The following is a 15,444-nucleotide window of genomic DNA, read 5'->3' on the forward strand; positions in this document are numbered from 1 at the left end:
CCATGAAGGCGGATTCCTTGCGCGGGCACCTCGACGCGTTGCTGCTGGCGGTCCTCGACGGCCGGAAGCTGCACGGCTACGCGATCATCGAGGCCCTGCAGCTGCGCAGCGACGGCGCGCTCGACCTGCCGACGGGCACGGTCTACCCGGCGCTGCGCCGGCTCGAGCGGGCCGGCTGGCTGGCCAGCGAGTGGGACGTCGTCTCCGGCCGCAAACGCCGCACCTACCGGCTCACCCGCTCCGGCCAGCAGGCCCTGGCCGCCGAACGCACGGAATGGCGGCAGTTCACGGCCGTCATCGGGGGAGTGCTGGGCGCATGATCGACGAGTACCTGGCCGATCTCGACCGGCGGCTGCACGGCTGCGGCAAGTTCAAGGCCGACCTGCTGGACGAGGCGCGCGACGGCCTGCACGACGCCGCCGACGCCTACCGCGCCGGCGGCCGCGGCGACGAGGACGCCGAGCGCCGCGCCGTCGCCGACTTCGGCCCGGCCGCCGTCGTTGCCCGCGACTACCAGGCCGAGCTGGGCATGCTCAGCGGCGTCCGCACGCTGTGGAAGCTCGTCATCGGCGTGCCGCTGATGCAGGCGTCCTGGGACTACGCCCGGATCCTCACCTACGGCGCCTGGACGAACCTGCCGACGTCGACGCCGCAGTGGTACCGCGTCGTCGCGCACCTCACCCACGGCGCGGTGTTCGTCGTGCCGGTCATCGGCCTGCTCGCGCTGCTCGGCACCCGCTGGCTCAGCCGCCGCCTCGACGCCGTCCGGCTGGCCCGGTTCTGCGGCGTCCTGCTCGCGGTGGCGGTCGGCGTCAACCTCGCCTCGGTCGGCCTGCTGATCGGCTCGACCGGCGTAGTCGACGCGTCGAGGTTGTTCCTGAGCGTCCCGTGTGCCGTGTTGATGGTCGCCTGGGTGCTTCTTTCCCTGCGGCTCGTCGTGCTCGCGAGACGTTCCTGGGGCGGGTATGCCACGATCGTCGCGTGACGACCGCGCTGATCTACCTCGTAGTCATGCTGCTGGTGGCCGCCGTGGTGTTCCTCCTGGCCGCCGTCGTGTTCGGCCGGGGTGAGGAGCTGGCCCCGCTGCCGCCGGGCAGCTCGCCCACGCGGCTGCCCGCCGAGGACATCACCGGCGAAGACCTGGAGGACGTGCGCTTCCAGCTGGTGCTGCGCGGCTACAAGATGTCCGAAGTGGACTGGGTGCTGCGCCGCCTCGGCGTCGAGATCGACGAGCTGCGCACCCGGGTCGCCGAGCTGGAACAGCGTCAACCCGAGCTTCAACCGGAGCTTCAACCGGAGCGCGAGGCCGAGCGGGAGACCGCGCCGGAGAGCGCCCAGTGACGGACCTCGTACTGTCCGTCGACGTCCGCGCGCCGGCCGGGACGACCTGGCTCGCGCTCACGGACTGGACGCGCCAGGGCGAGTGGATGCTGGGCACCGACGTCGAGGTGACCGAGGGCAACGGCCGCAGCGTCGGCTCGCGGCTGGCCGCGTTCACCGGCGTCGCCGGGATCGGCTTCACCGACAAGATGGAGATCACCACCTGGGAGCCGCCGGTGCGGTGCTCGGTGCGGCACTTCGGCAGCATCGTGCAGGGCACCGGCGTGTTCCAGGTGGTGCCGAAGGGCGCGCAGCGCTCGACGTTCGTCTGGGCCGAGCACCTGCGGCTGCCGTTCGGGCCGCTGGGCCGGCTCGGCTGGCCGGTCGTGCGGCCGGCGTTCGCGCTGGGGGTGCGCCAGTCGCTGCGGCGGTTCGCGCGGTTCGCGGAGGACTATTCGGTGGGCGGGGATGACTGAACTGATCGGCACCGACGGCGTCCCGCGGTGCAGCTGGGGCAACTCGACCCCGGACTACATCGACTACCACGACAAGGAGTGGGGCACGCCGCTCCACGGCCAGGACGAGCTGTACGAGCGTCTGTGCCTCGAGGCGTTCCAGTCCGGGCTGTCGTGGATCACGATCCTGCGCAAGCGCGAGAACTTCCGGAAGGCGTTCAAGCAGTTCAAGCCGGTGAAGGTGGCGAAGTTCGGCGACGCCGACATCGAGCGGCTGATGCAGGACGCGGGGATCGTGCGGAACCGCGCGAAGATCCTGGCGGCGATCAACAACGCCCGGGCGATCGCCGACCTGGACGTCCCGCTGGACGACCTGCTGTGGTCGTTCGCGCCCTCTTCGCACCGGCGGCCGCGGACGATGGCGGACGTCCCGGCCATCACGGACGAGTCGAAGGCGATGGCGAAGGAGCTGAAGAAGCGCGGCTTCGCGTTCCTCGGCCCGACGACGTGCTACGCGCTGATGCAGGCCACCGGCATGGTCGACGACCACATCGAAACCTGCTTCCGAGCAGGCTGACGGGTTCCCGGGTCTGCCGTGGCCCTCGTGAGTGTTTAGGGCGGTTAGAACCGCCCTAAACACTCACGACGAGCTGCGGCAGACTGCCTACTTGCCCTGGAAGGCCGGCTTGCGCTTGCCGACGAAGGCCTCGACGGCCTCGGCGTGGTCGGCGGTCGCGCCCAGCGCGGTCTGGGCGGCGTCCTCGGCGTCGAGCGCCTCGTCGAACGTCGACTGCGCGGCGAGGTTGAGCACGCTCTTGATCTTCGCGTACGCCACGGTCGGTCCGGCCGCGAGCTTCGCCGCGACCTGCTGGGCGCGCGCCGCCAGCTCGTCGTCCGGCACGACCTCGCCGACCAGGCCCAGCCGCTGCGCCTCGGCGGCGTCGACGGTGCGGGCCAGCAGCATCAGCTCGGCGGCGCGGCCGTAGCCGACCAGCCGCTGCAACGTCCACGACGCGCCCGAGTCCGGGCCCAGCCCGACGTTCGCGAAGGCCATCAGGAACGACGACGACTCGGCGGCGATCCGCAGGTCGCTGGCGTAGGCGAAGGCCGCGCCGGCCCCGGCGGCGGTGCCGTTGACCGCCGCGATGACGGGCTTCGCCATGGCCACGATCGCCTTGACGATCGGGTTGTAGTGCTCCTTCACCGTGTGTAGCGGGGCGGGGTCACCCGCTTGCAGCAACCCGACGTGCTCCTTCAAATCCTGGCCGGCGCAGAACGCCTTGCCCGAACCGGTCAGCACGACGGCCCGGACGCTCTCGTCGTCCGCCGCCCCGCGCAGGGCCGCGAGCAGTGCTTCCTTCAGCTCGACGGTCAGCGAGTTGTACGCCTGCGGCCGGTTGAGGGTGAGGGTGCGCACCCCGTCGGCGTCGGCGATCAGCAGGACGTCGGATGTGGTCACGTCTTCTCCTTGCGCTGAAACATCGGTCGTCCGAGACTCTCACACCCCTCGCGGGCCGCATACCAGCACCGATACGGCAGCAAAAGATCGGTCCGCTGATGCGCCGAGGCGCTGATAGGGGACAATGGACGGTAAGACCCGGCTGGCTTTCACGCGAGCGCGACCCGGGCGCGCCGGTTGAGACGGAGGGAGCACGCTATGGCGGCCATGAAGCCCCGGACCGGAGATGGTCCCCTCGAAGTGACTAAGGAGGGGCGGGGCCTCGTGATGCGCGTACCGCTCGAGGGTGGCGGGCGACTCGTCGTCGAACTCTCCGCGGAGGAAGCGAAAGACCTCGGCGCCGCTTTGCAGGAGGTCACCGGCTGAACCGGCCCCCCAGAACCGTCCTTCCGTCGCACCCCGGTCTCCCTTCGGAGGCCGGGGTCGCGGTTCCTCTGCGCCCGAAGGTTGCTCACTGTGCGTAATCCGCTACCCCCCGTTCCGACTAGTCTCCTCGACATCGAGGTCGCGGGCGACCTTCGCCGCGGCACCCCGACCGTCCGGCTGGTGACCGCGCCGGCCGACGACGTCGAGGCCGAGCCGGTCGAGGTCGGCGGCGTCCGGATCACCGGCAAAGCGGGCGACGTGCAGACGGTCCCCGGCGACGGCCCCCGCTGGGTCGCGGGGCTCGGCGACGGCGAGCCGAAGCAGTACCGCAAGACCGGCGCGGCGCTGGTCCGCGCGGTGAACGCGGGGCTGGCCGACGACGTCGAGCACGGCGGGAAGGCGTTCCGCGCGGTGCAGCTCGTGCTGCCCGAGGAGGCGTCCGGCGAGCACGTCACGGAACTGGCACTGGGGCTGCTGCTCGGCGGCTACCGCTTCAAGGTGTCCACAGAGGACCCGAAGCCGGCGGTGCGGACGGTGCGGCTGGTGACGCACGACCGCGCGGTGGCGAGCCACACCGAGCTCGTCGAGCGCGCGACGGCGCTGGCCGCCGCGACGGCGCTGACCCGCGACCTCGCGAACACCCCCTCGAACGTCAAGTCCCCGGCGTGGCTCGCGGACACCGCGGCGAAGGTGGCCGGCCCCCGCGTCGAGGCGACGATCCGCGACGAGCAGTGGCTCGCGGAGCAGGGCTTCGGCGGCGTGCTGGCCGTCGGCGGCGGTTCCGCGCGGCCGCCGCGGCTGATCGAGCTGTCCTACAAGCCGTCCGGTGCTTCCGGTGCGGTCAAGCACTTGCTGCTGGTGGGCAAGGGCATCACGTTCGACACCGGCGGCCTGTCGATCAAGCCGGCCGACGGCATGCACCTGATGCGCACGGACATGGCGGGCGGTGCGGCCGTGATCGCCGCGACCCGCGCGATCGCCGCGCTCGGGCTCCCGGTGCGGGTCACCGCGCTGGTGCCGGCGGCCGAGAACCACGTGTCGGGGTCGGCGTACCGGCCGGGCGACATCGTCCGCCACTACGGCGGCAAGACGACCGAGGTCGGCAACACCGACGCCGAGGGCCGGATGGTCCTGGCCGACGCGCTGGCGTACGGCATCAAGCGGTTCGCCCCGGACGTCGTCGTCGACGCGGCGACGCTCACCGGCGCGATGAAGGTGTCACTCGGCCTGCGCACCGGCGGCCTGTTCGCCACGGACGACGCGCTCGCGTCATCGGTCGTCGCGGCGGGTGCGCGGGTCGGCGAGGCGTGGTGGCGCATGCCGCTGGTGGAGGACTACGCGGAGAACGTCCGAGGCGAGTTCGGCGACGTCCGCCAGACCCCGGGCGGCCCGGGCAGCATCACGGCGGCGCTGTTCCTGCGCGAGTTCACCGAGGGCCTGCCGTGGGCCCACCTGGACATCGCGGGCCCGGCGAGGTCGGAGAAGAACTACAACGAGGTGGTCCCGGGAGCAACGGGCTTCGCGGCCCGGACCCTGGTGGAACTGGCCGCTTCACTGGGCTGAGGTCCGGCGGCCGCTTGGCGGCGGCCTGGGCTGTCTGCGCTGTTGCCGGACTGTCGCTGTCGTCGTGCCGTCCAGAGTTGTCCACAGCCCGGCTGCATTGTGGACAACTCGCTGCTCACGACCGTTTTCGCCGGGCTTCGTCGGGGGCCGCCGATAGACTGGACCCGGGGACGCCCCCCAGGGAAGGGTGGGGGAGTTTCCCGGCGGCGGCAGATTATTTGCGCCCCGCCGTTGTCAGTACGTGGTCGCGGAAGGCCGTCACCGCCGGTGTTGTCGGCTCGCCCGCGCGCCACACCAGGCCGATCGTCCGTGACGCCGGTGGGTTCAGTGGCACCTCCGCCACTCCGGCCGGTGTGCCCGGGCCGAACCTCGGCAGCAGCGCCACGCCGAGACCGGCCGCGACCAGGCCGCGGACCGTGTCGGACTCCTGGCCCTCGAACGCGATGCGTGGCGTGAAGCCCGCCGCCGCGCAGAGTTCGTCCGTCAGCGTGCGGACGCCGTAACCCGGCTCCAGCAGCACGAACTCCTCCTCGGCCAGCTCGGCCACCCGCACCTGCCGCCGGTCCGCGAGGCGGTGGCCCGTCGGGACCGACAGCAGGATCTCCTCCTCGGCCAGCCCCGCCGAGACCAGCGAAGGCGCCTCCGACGGCAACGGCGCGAGCAGCGCGAGGTCCAGCTCGCCGCCCGCGAGCCGGTCGAGCATGTCCTGTCGCGAGCCCTGGACCAGCGTGAACCGCACTCCCGGGTACCGCGCCCGGTAGCCGCGCAACAGCGACGGCACCAGCGTCCGCCCCAGCAGGTGCAGGAACCCGAGCACCACGTGCCCGGACTCCGGCGCCACCTCCTCGCGCGCCAGCCGGACGCCGGTGTCGACCGCCGCCAACGCGCGTTCGGCCGCCTCGGCCAGCAGTTCCGCCGCTCGGGTGAGCCGGATGCCGCGGCCGTCCGGGACGGTCAGGGGCGCGCCCAGCGCGTCGGCCAGCGCCGCGATCCGGCGGCTCACCGTCGGCTGCGGGACGCCCAGCAGTTCGGCCGCGCGTGTGACGTTCCCCGTGGCCCGCAGCGCGACGAGGAGCCGCAGGTGCGGCGCGACCTGCGCGGACAGCGAGTCATACGTCATCACATGGATTATGGACCAGGCGCGTATTGGACGTATTGGTTAGCCCTGCTTACTTTCGGTTGGTGACCACCACCCGCCGAGTCAAGACCGCCGTCGCCGCGGCCGGGATCTCCTCCTTCGCCCTGCTCTACGCGCCGCAACCGGTGCTGCCGCAGCTCGCCGCGCAGTACCACCTCGATCCCGGCGGCGCGGCGCTCGCGGTGAGCGTCGCGACCGGCGCCCTGGCCATCGCGGTCCTGCCGATCGCCGCGCTGTCCGAGGTGGTCGGGCGGCGGCCGGTGATCGTGACGTCGGTGGTCGCGTCGGTCGTGTTCGGGCTGCTCCTGCCGCTGATGCCGACGTACCCGGCGCTGCTCGTGCTGCGGGCGCTGCAGGGCATCGCGATCGCCGGGTTCCCCGGGGTCGCAGCCGCTTACCTGGCCGAACGGCTCGGCCGCGCGGGTGTCGCCGCCGCCGTCGGCGCGATGATCGCGGGCAACACGGTCGGCGGCATGCTCGGCCGGCTGTCCGCCGGTTTCTCCGCCGGGCCGCTCGGCTGGCGCGGCGCGCTCTACGTCGTCGCGGGCATCGGCGCGGTGTGCGCCGCGATCACCGTCGTGACGCTGCCGCCCGGCACGGCTCGCGGGAAGGTGCAGCTCAAGGCGGTCGCGGCGGGCCTGCTGACGGCGGTGCGCCGCCCGGTGCTGCTGGCCCAGTACGCCGTGGCGCTGCTCGCGATGGGCTCGTTCGTCGCGCTCTACAACGCGGCCGGGTTCCGGCTCACCGGCGACCCGCTGAACCTGTCGCCGGCGATCGCGTCGCTGGTGTTCCTCGCCTACGCGACCGGCTCGGTGTCCTCGGCGGCGGCCGGACGGCTGGTGGCGCGCGTCGGCCGTCGTCGCGCGGTGATCGGCTCGCTGCTGCTGATGGCCGCCGGCGCGGCGCTGACCCTGCCGGACTCGCTACCGCTGGTCATCGCCGGTTTCCTGGTGCTGACCTGCGCGTTCTTCGCCGCGCACGCGGTCGCCAACGGCTGGGCGGCGGCCGACGCCCCCGAGGACGCGCGAGGCCAGGTGGGCGGCATGTACACGGCGACGTACTACCTGGGCAGCAGCATCGGCGGCGCGGCGGGCGCGAACGTCTACGGCCACGCGGGCTGGGGCTGGCTGATCGCGATGGTGACGATCTGGCTCCTGCTGGCGGCAGCCGCGGTGGCCGCCGGAACCCGGATCCGCACCGGGCACCGCGAGCTGGTCCCGAGCTGAGCTCAGCTGCCCAGACGCCTCGACAACACCCCGCGCCCGGAAACAAACCCCCGCCCAACCCTGGGGGGCGTCCCCGTTCCAGTTTACCGGCGGCCACCGACAAAATCGGCGCGAGCGGCGCCTTGTCCACAGGCGGGCCGACTTGTGGACAGGTGCTCAGATCGCCGCGGCCACCAGCAGACCGCCGCCCACCGGCAACAGGGCCGGGACCAGGCGTTCGTCCTCGCGGAACGCCCGTGCCACCTCGCGCAGGGCCAGTGTCTCCGGGTCGCGGCGGGACGGGTCGATCACCCGGCCGCCCGCCAGGACGTTGTGGAACGCGATGATCCCGCCGCGGCGCAGCAGCGATACGCCCAGCTCGTAGCACCCCGGGTACTCGATGTGCGCCGAGTCGACGAACACCAGGTCGTAGCCGCCCGGTGTCAGCCGCTGCAGGACGTCCAGTGCGCGCCCGACGATCAGCCGGGTCCGGCCCGGTGCGTAGCCGGCCTCGCGGAACGTCGCTCGCGCGGCCCGCTGGTACTCCGGCTCCAGGTCGATCGACGTCAGGATGCCCTCCGGGGCCATCCCGCGCAGCAGGCTCAGCCCGCTCACGCCGGCACCCGTGCCGACCTCGACGACGGCCTTCGCCCGCAGCGTGGCGGCCAGGAACCGCAGGGTCGCGCCCGCCCCCGCGCTCAGCGGGCTGCAGCCCAGGTCCTCGGCTCGTGCGCGCGCCGAAGACAGCACCTCGTCGTCGGGCAGGTACCCGTCGACGAACCCGGAGTCGGCCGGTGCGGCCGCAGGGGTGGGCGTGTTCACGCACGGAGGTTAGCGTTGGTTGTCGATAAATCCGCGCAGGCTCCCTGGTAAGCACCCCGGAAGAACTTCTCAGCCTGTTCTCAGTCCAGTCTCACTAGAACCATAAGGAACGCCGACAGACTCGAATCCAGACGCACGGGAACACCGTGCCCGTGGCCCGCGTTGGGTGGAGCAGACAGGAGAAACACAGATGGAGGTGCCTGCTCCCGCGATGCAGAACGCCGATACGGCCGTCGACGCGGCTCAGCCCGTGTCCCTCGACGAGGCGGCCTGGACGCCACCGTCGTGGGACGAGGTCGTCCGCGAGCACGGTGACCGGGTCTACCGGCTCGCCTACCGCCTGACCGGCAACACCCACGACGCCGAGGACCTCACCCAGGAGACCTTCATCCGGGTCTTCCGGTCGCTGGCGTCCTACAAGCCCGGCACGTTCGAGGGCTGGCTGCACCGGATCACCACCAACCTGTTCCTGGACATGGCCCGCCGCCGTTCGCGGGTGCGCATGGAAGGCCTGCCGGAGGACACCGACCGCATCGTGGGCGACGACCCGAGCCCCGAGCAGGTCTACACCGACACCCACCTGGACCCGGACCTGCAGGCCGCGCTCGACGAGCTGCCGCCGGAGTTCCGGGCCGCTGTGGTGCTGTGTGACGTCGAAGGCCTCTCGTACGAGGAGATCGGCGCCACCCTGAACGTCAAGCTGGGCACCGTCCGCAGCCGGATCCACCGTGGCCGGCAGGCGCTGCGCGCTTCGCTGGAGCGCCGGCGCAGTTACGCCCCGGAGTCTGCGAAGGTGTCGGTATGACCGCACCGCGAGGCTGGGGACTCCCCGAGTCGCACCTGCTGCCGGACGCCGTGGTCGCGTTCGTGGACGGCGAGCTTTCGCACGGCGCGCGTGATCGCGCGGCGTCGCACATCACGCGCTGCGCTTCCTGCGCCGGCGACGTCCAGGCCCAGCGACAGGCCTGCGCCGCGATCCGCGGCGCGGGTGCGCCGTCGATGTCGGCCGGGTTCCTGGCGAGCCTCCGGTCCATCCCGGAGCACACGGACCTGCCCAGCAGCCCCGACAACCTGGCGATCACCGCCGACGGCCAGCTCGTCGCGGTCCAGCGCCCCGACCGGGTCGCCGGCCTGCGCGACTCGGGCGTCCTGGGCGGCGTGGCGCCGCTCGGCTCGTCGGCCCCGCTCGGCCAGTCCCCGAACGTCCTGGGCGGCGGCCGTTTCAAGCGCCGCGCGGCGCAGGGCGCGGGTGTGGTCGTGTCGGGGTTGGTGCTGAGCGCGCTGGCCCTGGTGGGAACGACGGCGGACAGCGGTGACGGCACCCCGGACACGGGCGGCCAGGTCCCGCAGAACGCGAACCTGCTCCCGGCCCAGATGGCGGTGCCCCAAGCCCCGCGCCTGGAGCCGGCTCCCTCGGTGACGTCCACCCCGGTGAGCTCGCCGATCGCGGTGCCGGTCGGCGTTCGCTGACCCTCTTCTCGCACGTTTCGTTCTGAAGGCCACCTCGATCTCGAGGTGGCCTTCCGTGCGCTTGGCTCATACGCGGCCCGGTACGCAGACTCCTGGCGTGGCCCAGTGCGCGGCCCGGTTCAGACCAGGTCCCGGCGGCCGCAGAACTGCTCGGGGCCAGGCCCGCTGATCGAAAGCGCCCCCCGCCCATCCCTGGGGGGCTGCCCCGAGTCCAGTCTATCGGCGACCCCCGACGGAAATGACCATTCGCGAGGAGCGACGGCGATTTGTCCACATTGCCGTTCGGCCTGTGGGCAACCGGCCTCTTGCCTGGAAGATCGCACGGTTCTGACTGCTGAACTCGGCTTGCTCGGCCTGGGGGAACCGTCCCGCTTGGCGCGGGAGCTCCGCCTGGGAACCGACCCGCCTCGCATGGGCGACTCGGCTTGCTCCGCCTGGGAAACCGACCTGTCTCGCGCAGGAACCCGGCATGCTCCACCTGGTCAACCGGCCGCTTCACCCGACGACTCGGCCAAGAAACAGCCATTTCACCGCCGTACCGGCAGACTCGGCGCACCGGGCTTGGGTATCGTCACGCCCAGCCACCTGATCTTCAGCACCGGGGAATGATGACCGAGCCGAACGTGAATCCCGAGCAGCCCGGCGCGCGTGATGCCGACCGGCTGGGGCCGCGCCCGCTGGCGCGGCCGGCCGTCGATCCGGGGCAGGCCGCGGTGTTCGGCCGCCCGCAAGGGGTCGACGGGGCGTTCGACAAGCTCTACACCCCCCAGCAGACCAACGGCGTCAAGCTGACGCCGCCCGCTCCCGAGTCGCTGGCCGAGGCGTTCAGCCGGCCTCCCGGGGCCGAAGGTGTTCTCCTGGAGCGGCCGCGGGAGGCCGTCGGGGACGCGTCGCAGGCCGAGCCGCCGCTGTGGACCGGGACGGGTGACCCGTGGCGTGATCCGGGCGCCGGGGCCGTGCTCGCGGGGCCCGCGATGCCCGCCGAAGACGAGGAAAAGCCCGCTCGACGTCCGCCCGGGGCGTTGCTCAGCCTGCCCGAGGTGCTGTTCGGCCGCCGGGTGCAGCCGAAGGCGCTGATCCTGCTCGGGGTCGTCGCGCTGCTCGTCGGGGCCGTCGGCGGGCTCGTCGGCTGGTGGGCCGCCGACACCGGCACCGAGCTCACCGGCTCCGCGACGATCTCCGAAGCCGAGGCCGCCAAGGAGCGCCCGGCCGGGTCGGTCGCCGAGATCGCCAAGCGCGTGTCCCCGGCCGTCGTCTCGCTCGAGGTGTTCAAGCCCGGCGCCGAGTCCGGCGAACAGGGCTCCGGCGTGATGATCGACCCCCAGGGCTACATCCTCACCAACGACCACGTGATCAGCTCCGCCGCCGCGGACCCGAGCGTCAAGATCACCGCGATCTTCATCGACGGCACCCGCACCGACGCCAAGCTCGTCGGCACCGACCCGAAGACCGACCTCGCGGTGGTGAAGGTCAACGTCACCAACCCGACCGTGCTGCAGATCGGCAAGTCCTCGGACCTGCAGGTCGGCGACACCGTGATGGCCATCGGCTCGCCGCTGGCGCTGCAGAACTCGGTGACGGCGGGCATCGTCAGCGCACTGAACCGGCCGATCACCGCCGGCGGCGACAACGGCGCCGCGCCGGTCACCTACGAGGCCATCCAGACCGACGCCGCGATCAACCACGGCAACTCCGGCGGCGCCCTGGTCGACGCCACCGGCGCGCTGGTCGGCATCAACTCGTCGATCCGCTCGTCCAGTGCGGACGGCGGCAGCATCGGCATCGGCTTCGCCATCCCGAGCGACTACGCGATCAAGATCGCGAAGGCGCTGATCAAGGACGGCAAGGTCCAGCACGCCGACATCGGCATCAACGCGTCCTCGACGGTCGCCGGCTCGTCCACGATGGGCGCGCAGGTCAAGAACGTCGCCCCCGGCGGCCCGGCTGCGAACGCGGGCATCAAGGAGGGCGACGTGATCACCAAGATCGGCACCCGCCTGGTCCGCGACTCCGCGGAACTGACGGTCGCGGTGCGCGCGCACGACGTCGGCGAGGTGGTCCCGGTGTCGCTGGCGCGTGACGGTGCCAGCTTCGTCGTGGACGTAACCCTGGCTTCGGACTGAGTTACCGCGTTCGGCCTGCTTGAGCGGGGCCGGTGGCGAGTACCCTGAGCCAGTAGGTTCCGAGCGGAGGTTGACGGTGTTCGACAGTGTCGGATGGGGGGAAATCCTCGTCCTCATCATCGCCGGTCTTTTCATCCTCGGCCCGGAACGGCTGCCCGAGGCGGCGTCCTGGATGGCGAAGAGCGTGAAGAAGGTCCGCGACTTCGCGACCGGGGCGAAAGAGCAGCTCCGCGAGGAGATGGGCCCGGAGTTCGACCAGCTGCGCAAGCCGCTGGAAGACCTGCGCGGGCTGCGCAACTTCGACCCCAAGCGGGTGGTGACGCAGCACCTGTTCGACGGTGACAGCGACCCGCTCGGCCTCAAGGGCATTACGAACGGCGGCAACGGGACCAACGGCACGAACGGCTACACCGCCGCTCAGACGAAGCCCCAGCCGGAGCCGCTGAAGCCCGGCGAGCGTCCGCCGATCGACCCGGACGCCACGTAGCTCACCGGAAGTCCGTGAATGCCACATCGAGGGACCTGAAGTCCCTCGATGTGGCATTCACGGACTTAAGGGTCAGCGCCCCGCCGGCGTCACGTTCAGCATCATCCCGGCCAGCCCGCGTGCCCGGACCGTCAGCTTCTTCGCCGCTTCCTTCAGCACCACGGACGCCGGGGCGTCGGGCGCGGACAGCACCAGCGGCGTGCCCGAGTCGCCCTGCTCGACCAGGCGCGGGTCCAGCGGCACCTGGCCCAGCAGCGGGACCTCCGAGCCGATCGACTTCGTCAGCGAGTCCGCCACCGTCTGGCCGCCGCCCGAGCCGAAGATCTCCAGACGGGATCCGTCGGCCTGCTCCAGCCACGACATGTTCTCGATGACGCCCGCGACGCGCTGACGCGTCTGCAGCGCGATCGCGCCCGCGCGCTCGGCCACCTCGGCCGCCGCCTGCTGCGGGGTGGTGACGACCAGGATCTCCGCGTTCGGGATCAGCTGGGCCACCGAGATCGCGATGTCGCCGGTGCCCGGCGGCAGGTCCAGCAGCAGGATGTCGAGGTCGCCCCAGAAGACGTCGGCCAGGAACTGCTGCAGCGCGCGGTGCAGCATCGGGCCGCGCCACACCACCGGGGTGTTGCCCGGGGTGAACATGCCGATCGAGATCACCTTCACGCCGTGCGCCTGCGGCGGCATGATCATCGTGTCGACCTTGGTCGGCTTCTCGCGGGTGCCCAGCATGCGGGGGATCGAGTGGCCGTAGATGTCCGCGTCGACGACGCCGACCGAGAGCCCGCGCTGGGCCATCGCCGCGGCCAGGTTCACGGTGACCGACGACTTGCCGACGCCGCCCTTGCCCGAGGCGATGCAGTACACCCGCGTCATCGAGCCCGGCTGGGCGAACGGGATCACCGGCTCGGTGGCCTCGCCGCGCAGCGACTTCCGCAGCTCGGTGCGCTGCTCGTCGTTCATGACGTCCAGCTCGACCCGGACGTCGGAGACGCCGGGGAGCTTCGAGACGGCGTCCTGCGTGTCCTTGGTCAGGGTCGCTTTCAGCGGGCAGCCGGCCACCGTCAGGTAGATCCCGACGGTGACGACGCCGTCTTCGCCGACGACGACGTCCTTCACCATCCCCAGGTCCGTGATGGGTTTGTGGATCTCGGGATCTTGCACGCTCTTCAGCGCGCTGCGGACGTCATCGACGCTGGGGAGCTGCTGAGTGCTGGTCACCCCGTCCATGTTACGAGCCGGTAGGAGTGCGGTTCGGTTTGGCCTTCCTGGGCTGGACGTCGAGGTCCTCCCGCAGCCGGTCCAGCTCGCCGCGCAGGTAGTCCCGGGTCGCCACCTCGCCGACCGCGAGCCGCAGCGCCGCCAGCTCCCGGGCCAGGTACTCGGTGTCGGCCTTCGTCTGCAGGGCCCGGTTCCGGTCCTCCTCCAGGGAGACGCGGTCGCGGTCGTCCTGCCGGTTCTGCGCGAGCAGGATCAGCGGCGCCGCGTACGCCGCCTGGGTCGAAAAGGCCAGGTTGAGCAGGATGAACGGGTACGGGTCCCACTGCAGCGACACGGCGGTGAGGTTCATCGCGATCCAGATGATCACCAGCAGCGTCTGCCAGAACAGGTACTTGCCGGTGCCGAGGAACCGGGCGACGCGCTCGGTGAGCCTGCCGAAGGTGTCCGGGTCGATGTTCAGCTTGAACCGGTTCTGGCTGCGGGGCTGGTCCAGCCGCCGTCCGGACGTCAGCTCAGGCACGTTCGGCCTCCAGTTGTTCGCCGGTCTCGCCGGTCGTGTCGTGCAGGCCGGTCTCGCGCCAGTCCTCGGGCAGCAGGTGGTCGAGGACGTCGTCGACGGTCACCGCGCCGATGAGGTGGTCCTCGGTGTCGACGACCGGTCCGCAGGTCAGGTTGTAGGCCGCGAAGTAGCGGGTGACCTCGGGCAGCGTCGCGTTGGGCCGCAGCGCGGCCAGCCCGGTGTCGACGGCGCTGGCCACCAGCTCCGCCGGCGGTTCGCGCAGCAGCCGCTGGAAGTGGACGACGCCGACGAAGCGCCCGGTCGGCGTCGCGGTCGGCGGCCGGCAGACGAACACCATGCTGGCCAGCGCCGGCGGCAGCTCGGCGTTGCGGATGTGCGCCAGCGCCTCGGCGATCGTCGTGTCCGGCGTGAGGACCACCGGCTCGGGGGTCATCAGGCCGCCCGCGGTGTCGGACGAGTAGGCCAGCAGCCGCCTGACCGGTGCCGACTCCTCGGGCTCCATCAGCTCCAGCAGCCGGCTCTGCTCGGCCGGGGCCAGCTCGGCCAGCAGGTCGGCGGCGTCGTCCGGGCTCATCGCCTCGAGGATGTCGGCCGCGCGCTCCTCGGCGAGGTAGGACAGCAGCTCTTTCTGGTCGTCGTCGGGCAGCTCTTCGAGGACGTCGGCGAGGCGCTCGTCGTCCATCGCGTCGGCGACCTCGTGCCGGCGCTTGAGCGGCAGGTCGCGGATCGTCGCGGCGACGTCGACCGAGCGCATGGTGTCGAACAGCATGAGCAGCTGCCCGGCGCCCTGCTGCTGGCCGGTGATGTCGGTCAGGCTCAGCCCGGCCACCTCCGCCCACGGCAGCACCTGCATCGCCGAGCGGCGGCGGCCCAGCCCGACCCGCCGCTCCCGGATGGCGAGCTTGGCCAGCACCCAGTCGCGGGTGCGGGTCGGCTCCATCCCGGCGTCGACGACGGTGACGCGGGTGTCCGAGCCGGCCAGCGACGCGTGCGCGTCCAGCAGCTGGCCGAGGACCAGGACCTCGTTGGGCCGCTGGTTGAACTGGCGCATGTTGACCGAGCCGGTGGCGAGCGTGACGGCGGTCGGCTCGATCGCGGTGACCCGCAGCATCGGCACGAAGACCCGCCGCCGGGTGGTCAGCTCGACGACCACGCCGAGGATCCGCGGCGGCTGCGTGTCGAGGCGCAATCCGGCGACGAGGTCGCGGACCCGGCCGATGGATTCGCCGTCCGGGCCGAACACCGGCAAACCCGACAGCTGAGCTGCGAAAACCCTGTTGACCGCTGCCATGCCGCCG

At 71.8% G+C, this 15,444-nt stretch carries 18 protein-coding genes; 12 read left to right on the forward strand and 6 right to left on the reverse strand.

From position 1 onward, the window contains the following. Positions 1-2: 2 nt before the first annotated feature. The 5 genes from OHS58_RS42755 to OHS58_RS42775 are packed head-to-tail and all read left to right on the forward strand — an operon-like array spanning position 3 to position 2,352. A complete protein-coding gene (locus OHS58_RS42755) occupies positions 3-320 on the forward strand; it encodes a helix-turn-helix transcriptional regulator (protein ID WP_326946299.1) in 318 nt (105 codons plus the stop codon). After that, positions 317-985: a permease prefix domain 1-containing protein gene (locus OHS58_RS42760; protein ID WP_326946300.1), complete on the forward strand. Its 669-nt coding sequence runs from the start codon at positions 317-319 to the stop codon at positions 983-985. Before OHS58_RS42755 ends, OHS58_RS42760 begins: the two co-directional genes overlap by 4 nt. Then, positions 982-1,341: a DivIVA domain-containing protein gene (locus OHS58_RS42765; protein WP_328646081.1), complete on the forward strand. Its 360-nt coding sequence runs from the start codon at positions 982-984 to the stop codon at positions 1,339-1,341. The genes OHS58_RS42760 and OHS58_RS42765 overlap by 4 nt, the downstream gene beginning before the upstream one ends. Beyond that, positions 1,338-1,796: an SRPBCC family protein gene (locus tag OHS58_RS42770; protein ID WP_328646082.1), complete on the forward strand. Its 459-nt coding sequence runs from the start codon at positions 1,338-1,340 to the stop codon at positions 1,794-1,796. Before OHS58_RS42765 ends, OHS58_RS42770 begins: the two co-directional genes overlap by 4 nt. Then, positions 1,789-2,352, forward strand: a complete 564-nt coding sequence (locus OHS58_RS42775) for a DNA-3-methyladenine glycosylase I (protein ID WP_328646083.1) — start codon at positions 1,789-1,791, stop codon at positions 2,350-2,352. The genes OHS58_RS42770 and OHS58_RS42775 overlap by 8 nt, the downstream gene beginning before the upstream one ends. Positions 2,353-2,439: 87 nt before the next feature. Here the strand turns inward: OHS58_RS42775 and OHS58_RS42780 are convergent, their stop codons facing one another. Then, a complete protein-coding gene (locus OHS58_RS42780; RefSeq protein ID WP_328646084.1) occupies positions 2,440-3,234 on the reverse strand; it encodes an enoyl-CoA hydratase-related protein in 795 nt (264 codons plus the stop codon). Positions 3,235-3,432: 198 nt separating this feature from the next. On the opposite strand from OHS58_RS42780, the gene OHS58_RS42785 reads away from it, so the two are divergent. Both OHS58_RS42785 and OHS58_RS42790 read left to right on the forward strand, forming a co-directional pair. Then, the gene (locus OHS58_RS42785; protein WP_005155393.1) at positions 3,433-3,600 is read left to right on the forward strand and encodes a DUF3117 domain-containing protein; all 168 of its coding nucleotides are present in this window, start codon (positions 3,433-3,435) and stop codon (positions 3,598-3,600) included. A gap of 90 nt (positions 3,601-3,690) precedes the next feature. Next, positions 3,691-5,163 carry a leucyl aminopeptidase family protein gene (locus OHS58_RS42790; protein WP_326946304.1) on the forward strand — a complete coding sequence of 491 codons (1,473 nt, stop codon included), beginning with the start codon at positions 3,691-3,693 and terminating at the stop codon, positions 5,161-5,163. 214 nt (positions 5,164-5,377) lie between these two features. Here OHS58_RS42790 and OHS58_RS42795 read toward each other — a convergent pair whose 3' ends face one another. After that, positions 5,378-6,283, reverse strand: coding sequence for a LysR family transcriptional regulator (locus OHS58_RS42795; RefSeq protein WP_328646085.1), 906 nt, complete (start codon positions 6,281-6,283; stop codon positions 5,378-5,380). 62 nt (positions 6,284-6,345) lie between these two features. Here OHS58_RS42795 and OHS58_RS42800 point away from each other — a divergent pair, with 62 nt between their 5' ends. Continuing rightward, entirely contained in the window at positions 6,346-7,527 is a 1,182-nt protein-coding gene (locus OHS58_RS42800) for an MFS transporter (protein WP_328646086.1), read from the forward strand. Between the two features lie 156 nt (positions 7,528-7,683). On the opposite strand, the gene OHS58_RS42805 is transcribed toward OHS58_RS42800, so the two are convergent. Further along, the gene (locus tag OHS58_RS42805) at positions 7,684-8,328 is read right to left on the reverse strand and encodes an O-methyltransferase (RefSeq protein ID WP_247061033.1); all 645 of its coding nucleotides are present in this window, start codon (positions 8,326-8,328) and stop codon (positions 7,684-7,686) included. Positions 8,329-8,518: 190 nt separating this feature from the next. On the opposite strand from OHS58_RS42805, the gene sigE reads away from it, so the two are divergent. From sigE to tatB, 4 genes are all read left to right on the forward strand, one after another. Next, positions 8,519-9,133 (forward strand): RNA polymerase sigma factor SigE, encoded by a 615-nt coding sequence (gene sigE, locus OHS58_RS42810; protein WP_442788247.1) that lies wholly within the window; start codon positions 8,519-8,521, stop codon positions 9,131-9,133. Next, positions 9,130-9,798 carry an anti-sigma factor gene (locus OHS58_RS42815; protein ID WP_247061034.1) on the forward strand — a complete coding sequence of 223 codons (669 nt, stop codon included), beginning with the start codon at positions 9,130-9,132 and terminating at the stop codon, positions 9,796-9,798. Before sigE ends, OHS58_RS42815 begins: the two co-directional genes overlap by 4 nt. A 605-nt stretch (positions 9,799-10,403) precedes the next feature. Further along, positions 10,404-11,921: a S1C family serine protease gene (locus OHS58_RS42820; protein ID WP_328646087.1), complete on the forward strand. Its 1,518-nt coding sequence runs from the start codon at positions 10,404-10,406 to the stop codon at positions 11,919-11,921. A 76-nt stretch (positions 11,922-11,997) separates the two neighbouring features. Further along, on the forward strand, positions 11,998-12,408 hold the full coding sequence (gene tatB, locus OHS58_RS42825; RefSeq protein WP_247061036.1) for a Sec-independent protein translocase protein TatB: 411 nt from the start codon (positions 11,998-12,000) through the stop codon (positions 12,406-12,408). Between the two features lie 72 nt (positions 12,409-12,480). Here tatB and OHS58_RS42830 read toward each other — a convergent pair whose 3' ends face one another. The 3 genes from OHS58_RS42830 to OHS58_RS42840 are packed head-to-tail and all read right to left on the reverse strand — an operon-like array spanning position 12,481 to position 15,437. Beyond that, positions 12,481-13,626, reverse strand: coding sequence for an Mrp/NBP35 family ATP-binding protein (locus tag OHS58_RS42830; RefSeq protein ID WP_326946309.1), 1,146 nt, complete (start codon positions 13,624-13,626; stop codon positions 12,481-12,483). A gap of 10 nt (positions 13,627-13,636) precedes the next feature. Continuing rightward, complete coding sequence (locus OHS58_RS42835) at positions 13,637-14,146, reverse strand: DUF1003 domain-containing protein (protein ID WP_326946310.1); 510 nt, start codon at positions 14,144-14,146, stop codon at positions 13,637-13,639. Then, on the reverse strand, positions 14,139-15,437 hold the full coding sequence (locus OHS58_RS42840; protein WP_326946311.1) for a magnesium transporter MgtE N-terminal domain-containing protein: 1,299 nt from the start codon (positions 15,435-15,437) through the stop codon (positions 14,139-14,141). The genes OHS58_RS42835 and OHS58_RS42840 overlap by 8 nt, the downstream gene beginning before the upstream one ends. Positions 15,438-15,444 lie beyond the last annotated feature (7 nt).

Source organism: Amycolatopsis sp. NBC_00348, from assembly GCF_036114655.1.
GTDB lineage: Bacteria > Actinomycetota > Actinomycetes > Mycobacteriales > Pseudonocardiaceae > Amycolatopsis.

Bases quoted from the DNA above. Each gene is read 5' to 3' on its own strand.
- OHS58_RS42755 (WP_326946299.1), top strand. From the start codon at position 3: ATGAAGGCGGATTCCTTGCGCGGGCACCTCGACGCGTTGCTGCTGGCG.
- OHS58_RS42760 (WP_326946300.1), top strand. From the start codon at position 317: ATGATCGACGAGTACCTGGCCGATCTCGACCGGCGGCTGCACGGCTGC.
- OHS58_RS42775 (WP_328646083.1), top strand. From the start codon at position 1,789: ATGACTGAACTGATCGGCACCGACGGCGTCCCGCGGTGCAGCTGGGGC.
- OHS58_RS42785 (WP_005155393.1), top strand. From the start codon at position 3,433: ATGGCGGCCATGAAGCCCCGGACCGGAGATGGTCCCCTCGAAGTGACT.
- OHS58_RS42795 (WP_328646085.1), bottom strand. From the start codon at position 6,283: ATGACGTATGACTCGCTGTCCGCGCAGGTCGCGCCGCACCTGCGGCTC.
- sigE (WP_442788247.1), top strand. From the start codon at position 8,519: ATGGAGGTGCCTGCTCCCGCGATGCAGAACGCCGATACGGCCGTCGAC.
- OHS58_RS42815 (WP_247061034.1), top strand. From the start codon at position 9,130: ATGACCGCACCGCGAGGCTGGGGACTCCCCGAGTCGCACCTGCTGCCG.
- OHS58_RS42820 (WP_328646087.1), top strand. From the start codon at position 10,404: ATGATGACCGAGCCGAACGTGAATCCCGAGCAGCCCGGCGCGCGTGAT.
- OHS58_RS42840 (WP_326946311.1), bottom strand. From the start codon at position 15,437: ATGGCAGCGGTCAACAGGGTTTTCGCAGCTCAGCTGTCGGGTTTGCCG.